8 protein-coding genes are annotated in these 9,958 nt (G+C 68.4%); 5 read left to right on the top strand and 3 right to left on the bottom strand.

Annotated elements, in window-relative coordinates:
* The 3 genes from IM632_RS06345 to IM632_RS06335 all read left to right on the top strand — a co-directional run.
* Positions 1–674: acyl-CoA dehydrogenase family protein (locus tag IM632_RS06345; protein WP_296552133.1), on the top strand; the 674-nt coding region annotated here is incomplete at its 5' end.
* A gap of 14 nt (positions 675–688) precedes the next feature.
* Positions 689–2,389 carry a class I adenylate-forming enzyme family protein gene (locus tag IM632_RS06340; protein ID WP_296481161.1) on the top strand — a complete coding sequence of 567 codons (1,701 nt, stop codon included), beginning with the start codon at positions 689–691 and terminating at the stop codon, positions 2,387–2,389.
* Positions 2,390–2,667: 278 nt separating this feature from the next.
* Positions 2,668–5,400 (top strand): TonB-dependent receptor, encoded by a 2,733-nt coding sequence (locus tag IM632_RS06335; protein ID WP_296481163.1) that lies wholly within the window; start codon positions 2,668–2,670, stop codon positions 5,398–5,400.
* 78 nt (positions 5,401–5,478) lie between these two features.
* Here the strand turns inward: IM632_RS06335 and IM632_RS06330 are convergent, their stop codons facing one another.
* Together IM632_RS06330 and IM632_RS06325 are read right to left on the bottom strand one after the other, a co-directional pair.
* Positions 5,479–6,213 (bottom strand): DUF4386 family protein, encoded by a 735-nt coding sequence (locus IM632_RS06330; RefSeq protein WP_296481168.1) that lies wholly within the window; start codon positions 6,211–6,213, stop codon positions 5,479–5,481.
* Between the two features lie 45 nt (positions 6,214–6,258).
* Positions 6,259–7,239: an NAD-dependent epimerase/dehydratase family protein gene (locus IM632_RS06325; protein ID WP_296481170.1), complete on the bottom strand. Its 981-nt coding sequence runs from the start codon at positions 7,237–7,239 to the stop codon at positions 6,259–6,261.
* A gap of 95 nt (positions 7,240–7,334) precedes the next feature.
* Between IM632_RS06325 and IM632_RS06320 the strand changes: the two genes are divergently transcribed.
* Positions 7,335–8,273 (top strand): LysR family transcriptional regulator, encoded by a 939-nt coding sequence (locus tag IM632_RS06320; protein WP_296481173.1) that lies wholly within the window; start codon positions 7,335–7,337, stop codon positions 8,271–8,273.
* Between the two features lie 6 nt (positions 8,274–8,279).
* Here IM632_RS06320 and IM632_RS06315 read toward each other — a convergent pair whose 3' ends face one another.
* Positions 8,280–8,996, bottom strand: a complete 717-nt coding sequence (locus IM632_RS06315) for a hypothetical protein (protein WP_296481176.1) — start codon at positions 8,994–8,996, stop codon at positions 8,280–8,282.
* Between the two features lie 235 nt (positions 8,997–9,231).
* Between IM632_RS06315 and IM632_RS06310 the strand changes: the two genes are divergently transcribed.
* Positions 9,232–9,958: alcohol dehydrogenase catalytic domain-containing protein (locus IM632_RS06310; protein WP_296552132.1), on the top strand; the 727-nt coding region annotated here is incomplete at its 3' end.

Genomic DNA, 9,958 nt, shown 5'->3' with positions numbered 1-9,958 from the left:
TCGTCCTTTCCGGCCGCAAGGTGCTGGTCACCGACGCCGCCATCGCCCGCCGGCTCATCGTCGCCGTGCGGCTGGACGGGGCCCCGGCCCTTGTCCTGCTGACTCCGGAAGACCTGCCCGAGGGGGCCCTGCGCCGCGAGACGGTGATCGACGAGACCCGCCGGTCCTTCAGCCTGGCCCTCGACGGGATCACCGTCGCCGCGGATCGCCTGCTGGACCTGGAGCGCGCCGGGGCGGCCCTGGAGCACCTGCACCTGGCCGCCAACCTCCTCGCCGCCGCCGACATGGTGGGCGGGACCCAGGCCTGCATCGACTACACCCTCGACTACCTGCGGACCCGGACCCAGTTCGGCAAGCTGATCGGCTCCTACCAGGCCCTGAAGCATCCCATCGTCGACGCCTACACCCGCTACGAGCAGGCGAGATCCCACCTCTACAGCGCCGCCCACTGCTTCAACGAGCAGGGGACGGGCGAGATCGCCGTGCGCATGGCCAAGGCGTCGGCCGACCTTGCCTACAGCTTGGCGGCGCACCGTTCGATCCAGTTCCACGGGGGCTTCGGCTTCACCTGGGACTGTGACGCCCAGCTCTATCGCCGTCGCGCCATCTGGCACGCGGCCCAGTTCGGCGACGCGGCCTTCCACCGCCGGAAGCTCGCCAGCCTCCTTTTCTGATTCCGGAATCCCAGATGACCCCAACCCCTTCCCCGCCCGCCACCCGCGCCGAGGCCCTGGCCATCCTCACCGCGCCTGGCCAGCCCTACGAACTGGCGACCCTTGAGATCGGCGGCTATCCGCGGAAGGTCTTCGTGAACGCGCCTCCGACCCTGCGCGAGATGTTCGCCGCGGCGGTCTCGGACGCCACCTTCCTGGTCTATGGCGAGGAGCGGATGACCTTCGCCGAGGTCGCCCGCGACGCCGGGCGCCTGGCCTCCGTGCTCGTCTCGCGCTTCGGCGTCGGCAAGGGCGACCGGGTCGCCTTCTCCATGCGCAACTTCCCCGAGTGGGTCATCACCTACCAGGCCGCCACCTCGATCGGCGCCGTGGCTGTGGCCATGAACGCCCTCTGGCAGTCCGACGAGATGGAGTACGGCCTGAAGGACTGCGGCGCGAAGGTCTTCGTCGCCGACCAGGAGCGCCTGGACCGGCTGGCCGGCTGCTCGCCCGACCTGGACGTGCCCGTCATCGCCGTCCGCGCGGACCGGCCCGGCAAGGCCCTCCGCTACGAGGACCTGATGGCGGCGGCGAAGGACGCGACCCTGCCGGCCGCCGACATCGCCCCGGACGATGACGCCACCATCTTCTACACCTCGGGCTCCACCGGCCATCCCAAGGGCGTGGTCTCCTCCCACCGCAACATCATCTCGGCCCTCTTCTCCTGGGAGCTGGACCTGCGGACCGGCGCCCTCCTGCAGGGGATCGAGCCCGTCCCGCCGGCCCGCCAGCCGGTCGCCCTCCTGGGCGTGCCCCTGTTCCACGTCACCGGCGCCAACGCCATCTTCCTGCAGTGCTACCGCGCCCAGCGCGCCATGGTCTGCATGTACAAGTGGGACGCCGAACTCGCCGCCGAGATCATCGAGCGCGAGAAGGTCACCAGCTTCACCGCCCCCGCAGCCATGACCGGCGACCTGGTGCGCGAGGCCAAGCGGACATCCCGGGACCTCTCCAGCCTGCTCACCGTCGGCGGCGGCGGGGCGCCCCGGGCCCCGGAGCAGGTGGCCCAGATCGGCTCTTCCTTCGCCCAGGCCATGCCCAACACCGGCTGGGGCATGACCGAGACCAACGCCATCGGCACCGGGATCGGCGGCGAGGAATACCTCAACCGCCCGGCCAGTTCGGGGCGCTGCTCGGCGGTGCTGGAGCTCAAGATCGTCGATGACCAGGGCAAGGCCCTGCCGGCCGGCGAGCGCGGCGAGCTCCTGATCCGCGGGACCAGCCTCTTCCGCGGCTACTGGAACCGGCCGGAGCTGAACGCCGAGATCTTCGAGGACGGCTGGTTCCGGACCGGCGACGTGGCCTACCTGGACGACGAGGGCTACCTCTTCATCGTCGACCGCATCAAGGACCTGATCATCCGCGGCGGCGAGAACATCGGCTGCGGCCAGGTGGAGGCCGCCCTGCTCAAGCACCCGCACATCCACGAGGCGGCGGTCTACGCCGTGCCGGACGAGCGGCTGGGCGAGGAGGTGGGCGCTACGGTCCACGGCGATCCCGGCCTGGACCCGGACGAAATCCGCGACTTCCTCAAGGACCACCTCGCCCGGTTCGAGATCCCCCGCTACATCGAAGTCTCCCCGGAACCCCTGCCGCGCATCGCCTCGGGCAAGATCCTCAAGCGCGGTCTGCGAGACGAGGCCGCCCGCCGCCTGGCCGCCGTCCGGACGGCCTGAAGGCGCCAAACCCGAAATCTCTCGTCACCGCCGCCGCCCCCCGTCGCGGCCGGACCGGACTCCGCCGTCATCCGCACGGGTCCCTCCGTCGCCCAGCCAGCGGTGAAGGTCTGGAAGATGATCGACCCAAAGCCCGACGCCAGGTCCTCCCAGACGGCCCGGCCTTCTGGTCTGTCGCGAGCCCGGACATGGGATTGACTTGCCTTGCGGTGTCAGCCAGCGTGGTCGAACGCACAGGAAATAGTGCTGGGGAATTCAATATGGGGAGGGACAAGCGGATGCAGTCCAAGGCTTTTCTTTTGGCTACGAGCATTCTCGCGGCCAGCGCGATGGGGCTCTCGGCTCAAGCCCAGAACGCGATGAACACCATCGACGAGCTGGTGGTGACCGCGGAAAAGCGCGAACAGAGCTTGCAGGATGTTCCTGTCGCGATCTCGGCCTTTACCAGTCAGCAGCGCGACCTGGTCGGCATCTCGACCGTGCAGGACCTGACCAACTTCACGCCGGGCTTCGTCTATCAGTCGTCCAATGACCGCGCATCTATGCGCGGCATCGGCCGACTCACCAATGTGCACTCTGTGGATGGCGCGGTGTCGATCTACAACGATGGGCTCTTCACCACCTCAACCGTGCTGGCAGGCAGCCCGCCGCTGGATGTTGCGCGGGTGGAAATCCTTCGGGGTCCGCAGGGCACGCTCTACGGCCGTAACGCCATCGGCGGCACGGTCAATACGATCTCGGTGCGGCCGACCAAGGAGCCCTATGCCGAAGTCCGCGGGATCATCGAGAATTTCAACTTCACGAATCTGCAGGTGGCCATCTCCGGTCCCATAGCCGAGGGCCTGAGAATGCGGTTCTCGGGCTACAAGCTCGACCAGAAGGACGGCTACTTCAAGAACGTGACCCCGGGCCTGCCCGACGAGGGCGCCCTGCGTGACGAATATCAGTTTCAGGTCCAGTTCGAGGCTGACCTGGGTGAGAACGCCGAGTTGTGGGCGGCCTACAGGAAGCTGGCCTGGCATAATCGCGGCGGCCCTGGCGCGCGTTCAGGCTATCGTGGCGACGAGTTCTCTACCGGTCGCCTGGATCCGAACTATTCCATCGTCTTCGCTTCGGCCCACGGCCTCACCAAGGAGACCGGCCTGAACGGAATCGTTCCGGGCAGCCTGAAGCAGTTCAACGGCGCGACCTCCACCTCCAACCCGGCGCTGGTGGACAACCGGACGTTCAGCACGAACATCCCGCAGCGGGTTCGGCTGAGCGGCGTGAATCTCTTCACCACCAACTTTGTCTATCGCATGCCCACGTTCGACGTGAAGTATGTCGGAGGATACCAGGAGTATAAGTACGATCTTTACGGAGATTCGGATTTCACAGCTGTCGAATCCTATCAGATTCCTCTGGCGCCAGGATCCATCTGCGGGACTGTCGGCGGGCTGTTCTCGGCGGGTCTGTCACCGGTTAACTGCACCCCTCTGACTGTCAATGCCAATAACGGATATCATTATTTCGAATATCAGAAGTGGTACAGTCACGAAATTAACCTTTCTTCGACAAACGACGGCCCGCTCCAATGGATTGTCGGAGGATTTTACTACAATCAACAGTACTTCGGAACGGGAAGTACGGCAGACTTCTATCTGGTCGGTCCTTCGACCTTGCAGACTCCCATCCTGGGCGCCGCTGCCAACCCCCAGGGCTTCTGGTCGACAGGTCAGTACGCCCTGACCACGGAAAGCAAGGCGGTGTTCGGACAGATCGACTACCAGATGACGGTCTCTCTGAAGTTCACCGCTGGCCTGCGCTATACGGACGACAGGAAGTCCGGCACGGAGTACAGGCGCATCGTCTGTAACTCGGACGTGTGCTATCCGGGCCTCTACCCCGCTCTGGGCCTCGGCGCTTTCGGACCGGGTACGGCAGCCAACTGGGGTAGCCTGCTCGGCGACCTGAATTCCCTGGCGCGTTTGGCTCCGGTCTTTGGGATCCCGGGGCTCGCGGGCCTCAATGGCCTGGGCAACGGGGCCATGGACCTCACGGACGCCCTCGCGCCCAAGAGCAACGCCGGTCTGATCCCGGGCGTCAGTTCGCCCGCCATCACCACCAATGGCGTGGTGCGCCAGTACGTGATCGATCCGGCCACGGGCTTCGCGCGCCGCAACCTCGAGGGCTCGTCCGACGCCATCACTGGCACCCTTGGCGTCCAGTGGGAGCCGGACAGCGACACCATGGCCTATGCCCGCTACAGCCGCGGCTACAAGGCGTTCGGTTTCTCGGCCGGCGGGTTCCTCGCGGTCCCCAAGGCGAACGAAGAAACCGTCAACTCCTATGAGATCGGCTTCAAGAAGGATTTCGAGAGGTTCCAGCTCAACCTGGCGGCCTTCTTCCTCGACTACCGCGACCTCCAGGCGCCGGTGGCCGTGCGGGTGGGCGCGACCAACGTCACCCAGTTCGTGAACATCGCGAAGTCGGAGTCCTACGGGGTCGAGTTCAGCGGGATCTGGCGGCCGGTGGACGCCCTCCGCCTCACTCTGGACTATGGCTGGAACCCGACCGAGATCACCGAGAGCGTCCCGCTCGTCAACGTGAACGACAATGTCAATACCGGGGCGGTCAGCGTCGTCGGCAGCGCCCTGCCTCAGGCGCCGGAACACAAGGTGGCGGTGAACGGCACCTACACCTTCGCTCTGGACGGCGGCAACCTCGTCGCCGGCGCGACCTATCTGCGTCGGTCGAAGTCCTATGCGACGGTCTTCGCCCGGGAGTTCGACTCGGCGCCGGCCTGGGATCAGGTGGACCTGAGGGCGCTGTGGATGCCGACCGGCGGCAAGTACACCATCATCGCCTACGTCAAGAACGTCTTTGATGAAGACGGCTACGCCGCCGCGGTGGGTGCGGCGCAGCGGAACAACAGCGCCACGGTGGCGTCAGACCGGTTTGCCAACGGGGCCCGGAACTACGAGCTGACGCCTCCGCGCATCTATGGCGTGGAGGTGCAGTACCGCTTCTGATCCGATCCGCCCACCGGCGGTCAGGTGAAGGGTCCCCGGCGCGCCGGGGACCCTTTTCGTTGGCGCTCTTTCTTGCCCCTACGACGCGCGCCGCACCCCGCGCCAGAGGAACAGCAGGCCGAGGGCCATGAACCAGAGCTGGATTCCGGTGGTCGAGAGCACGATCGAGACCGGCGGCGCGATCCCGAAGAGTTCGAGACCGGGAAGGGCGACAAGAACGCCCGCCGCAAGGCCCGCAAGGCCCGCCCAGGCTGGAAGCTGGCGGTCGCGCAGGATCAGCAGGCTGACCGCGATGGCCCAGATCGCCGCAAAGCCCGCAACCCCCAGCGCCTCGCCGATGGCGCCGCCCCAGGAATTGATGGCGCCCTGCGTCGCCTCGATCGCCGTGCGCGCATCCGCCGAAAGGCCCGGGGCGGAATAGGCTTCCGCAAGGGCCGTACTGCCGGTGAGCCAGCGAATGATGCCGATCGCCCGGGCGAGCGTCGAAACCGCCACGGCCCCCAGGGCGATAAGCCCGAGGGTTCCGAGCGGACCCGGCCGGGACGCCAGTCGAATGGTCAGGACGCCGGTCACCAGGAAGAGCAGCGAGTAGCCGAGATAGAGCCCGTAGCCCAGCCGCACGGCGTCGATCTGCTCCAGGAGCAGGGGCAGCATCTGGGCGGGCGGGTAATCGAGGCTGTCCGGCCACTGGATCGCCCCGCCAAGCACGACCATGGGCGCAAAGATGCTGAAGCCCTGGAGGAGCAGGACGATCCCGGCGGCGAGCCAGAGGGTGCGGGAGGGCGTCGGGGCGGACGTTTCTGAGGTTGGCATGGGCATGGCCTTCTGTGAGAGACTTTCAGGGAGCGGGCGGACGCGTCAGCGCGCGGGGGCGAGGTCGCCAATGCCGAGGTCGCGGAGGGCCTGGCCCAGGGCCTGGCGCGGCGGGGTGGCGGGCAGCCCTCCCACCCGGGCCGCCAGGCGGGCGCCCTCCAGGGCGTGGGGGACCCGCCAGAGGTAGCTCATCTCGGCCACCGCCTTGAGGGTCGGGACAAAGACGCCCATCAACCGGATCAGGGCCCAGGGCATGCCGCCCCGCCGAAAGCGGCCTGCGGGGGCTGCGCCGATGTCGGTGGCGGCGGCCTCAAGGAGGTCCAGGAACTGGCCCCCGGTCAGGGTGTGGCCGGCGAAGTGCAGGGTCTCGAAGGCCGGCGCCCCATCCCGGGCCGACCGCTCGGCCACCGCCACGAAGGCCTGGGCGAGGTCGGGCAGGTAGGCCCAGGCGTGCGGCAGGTTCAGGGGGCCGGGATAGACCAGCCGCCCCTTGGCCAGGTCCTTGGCGATCGACAGGTCGAGCCAGGAGCCTTCGCCGCAGCCGTAAAAGTCCCCGGCGCGCAGGACGACGGCGCGGAGGCGACCGGCCTCGGCGCGGGCGCGCATCTCGCCTTCGAGGGCGGCGCGCAGGCGGCCCTTGGCGTTGCTGGGGCGCTCGGGCGTGTCCTCGGACAACATGGCGGGCATGGCCTCGCCGTACGCGTAGACATTTCCCGGCAGCATGAAGAGGGCGCCGAGACGCTCAGCCACATCCATGCCCTGGCGACCCAGGGGCATCAACTGGGTCTCCCAGTCCGTGTAGGGCGGGTTCACGGCGTGAACGACGACCTCGGCGCCCGTGGCGGCGGCGGCCAGGGCCTCCGTATCGCCGAGGGCGAGCGTCAGGGCCTCGGCGCCGGGCGGAAGCGCGGCCTGAGGGCGACGGGCCTGAGCCAGGACCCGCCACCCTGCGTCGGCGAAGGCCTTCACGGCGGCGGCGCCGAAGCGGCCGTTGGCGCCCAGGACAAGGACGGTGCGGCGGGTCATGGCAAGCTCCTGTTGCGGGCCGATGGCGACCAGACTGCGCCTGTCCTGGCTATCCGTCCATTGGTGATGTGAGTAAGTGAGGTATATGATTCCGTATGACTTCGACCCTGAACGATCCCCGCCTCGATGGCTTTGACTGGACCCTGGTCCGGAGCTTCCTGGCCGTTCTGGACGCCGGCAGCATGAGCGCTGCGGCCAAGCGGCTGGGGGCGCACCAGCCTACCCTGTCCCGTCAGGTGGCCATGCTGGAGGCCCAGCTGGGCGCCCCCCTGTTCGAGCGCACCGGGCGCGGGACCGCGCCCACCGCCCTCGCCCTGGCGATCGCCGACGACGCCCGGGCCATGCAGGAGGGGGCCGAGCGTCTGCGCCATCGCCTGACCCGGGCGCGCGCCGAGACGAGCGGAGATGTCCGCATCACCACCAGCCAGGTGGCGGCCAGCTACCTGCTGCCACCCGTCCTGGCGGCCCTGCAGGCGGCGGAGCCCGGCATCCGGGTCGAACTGGTGTCGTCCAACCAGATCACCAACCTCCTGCGGCGGGAGGCCGACATCGCCGTACGCATGGCGCGCCCGGCCCAGGCGTCCTTGGTGGCGCGAAAGCTGGCGGACCTTCCCATCGTCGTTTGCGCGCACGTCGACTATCTCGCCCGGGCGGGGACGCCGCATACGCCGGCCGACCTGATCCACCACCGCCTCGTCGGCTACGATCGGGATGACGCTCTGGTGAGGGGATTCGCCTCGGCGGGCCTGCCGATCGGCCGGGAGCAGTTCTTCGTGCGTACCGACGACCAGGTCGCCTATGGCCGGCTGGTGGCGGCGGGCGCCGGGATCGGCTTCTTGGCCGCCTACAACCTGCCCTGGCTGCCCGGCGTGGTGCCGGTCCTGCCGGCGATGCGGATCCCGCCCCTTCCCTGCTGGCTGGCCGTGCACCGCGAGATCCGCGGCAATCCCCTGGTCCGCCGGACCTTCGACATCCTCGCCGAGCAGATTCCCCGGGTGCTGGCGGGGGCGCCGGACGTCGTGTCGCAGGCCTGAACCGGATCAGTTCTCGATCACCACGGGGGCGTCGAAGGACAGCACGTCGGCGGCGGCGCCGTAGGTCGCCCGCACCCTGGCCCACCAGGCGGGGCTGAACCAGGCGTCGGCCCTCGCCTTGTCGGCGAAGATGTAGACGCCGCCGAACCGGCCGTCCTCCGCGATGGAGAACCACTTGTGGACGAGGCCGGGTGCGTCGGCGTAGGTCGGGACTGACTGCTCGAACCCGGCGAGCAGGGCGCTCCTAGGCGTCCCGGCCGGCGGCGTGATGCGGACGATGCGGATGACCGCATCACCCTTTCCCAGGTCCGTGGTCCCTGCGGCGGGTCCGTCTATGGCCAAGGGAATCTCGAACCGGGTGACGGTGCGCTCGCCCGCGGCCCCTGCGCTGATCTCCGCCAGCAGGGGACTGCCCAGGTAGGCGTCGGCGGCCGCCTTGTCGGTCCAGAGGTAGACGCCGCCATAGGTCTTCCGGTCGGAGACCACGAAGAACTTCGCTCGAAGGCCCGGGACGTCGCCGTACTTCGGCAGCACGGCCTTGAACCGGCTGATGACGATGGGCCGCGGGGCGAAGCCTGGCAGGTCACGCTCCAGGACGAGGGCGTAAAGGTTTCGCCCGGTGGCGAGGCGGGGCGCCGCCGGCTCTGCGCACACCCTCGTTGCGCCGAGGGTCGAAAGGGCGGCGAAGGGTATCAGGGCCTTCGCCAGGATCTTGGTCAGCATGCGCGAGCCTCCGGGACATCGGGGAACGGGTCGTCCGAGGCCGGCACGATCTCACTTCCGTCCCGTGCGGACACCGGAGAAGGATCCATTCGAGGTGAACGGGATTCATCCATTCGCCTATCGGAGCGACAGGATCAGTTGAATCTGGCTCAACCTGGATCAATGAAACTCAACACCGGGGTCCTGTGCGGGCCGGATATTCTGGACCCTCGACATTCACGTGAGGGATACGCCCATGCGCCAGCTGACCTTCATCTCCCCCGGAAACCTGGAATGGCGGGAGGTCCCCGCGCCCCGGCTGGAGGCCGACACCGACGCGCTCGTCAAGCCGCTCGTCGTCGCGCGCTGCGACCTGGACCTCTACATCGCCGCGGGCGTAGTGAACTATCCCGGCCCCTTCGCCTTCGGCCACGAGACCATCGCCCGGGTCGTCGAGGCCGGGTCCCGCTCGGGAGTCTCACCCGGCGATGTCGTGGTGGTTCCCTTCCAGCTGTCCTGCGGCCGCTGCAACGCCTGCCTCCGCGGGTGGACCAACAGCTGCGAGTCCTATCCTTTCGGCGCCGCCTACGGCCTGAAGCCGACCTCAGGCACAGAGTTCGGCGGAGCCCTCTCGGACCTCATGCGCGTCCCCTTCGCCGACCATATGCTGGTCCCCCTGCCCGCAGGGGTGGATCCCATCGCTGCGGCCAGCGTCTCGGACAACATCGCCGACGGCTGGCGGGCCGTGGGCCCACAGCTTGAAGCGCGTCCCGGCGCCAGCGTGCTGGTGGTCGGCGGCCTCGCCCAGAGCGTGGGCCTCTACGCGGCCGGCGCCGCCGTCTCCCTGAGGGCGGGACGCGTCCTTTACCTTGACGATCATCCGGAACGCCGCGCGCGGGCCGAGGCCATGGGCGCCCAGGTCGAACCCCTCGCCCTCGCGGAGGGTCGCCAACCCGAAGTCCAGTTCGAGATCGTCGTCGAGG

This window comes from Phenylobacterium sp. (assembly GCF_020402505.1).
Classification (GTDB): domain Bacteria; phylum Pseudomonadota; class Alphaproteobacteria; order Caulobacterales; family Caulobacteraceae; genus Phenylobacterium.
The sequence above is the reverse complement of the archived record's forward strand: the minus strand, read 5'-3'. Positions and strand labels throughout refer to the sequence as shown.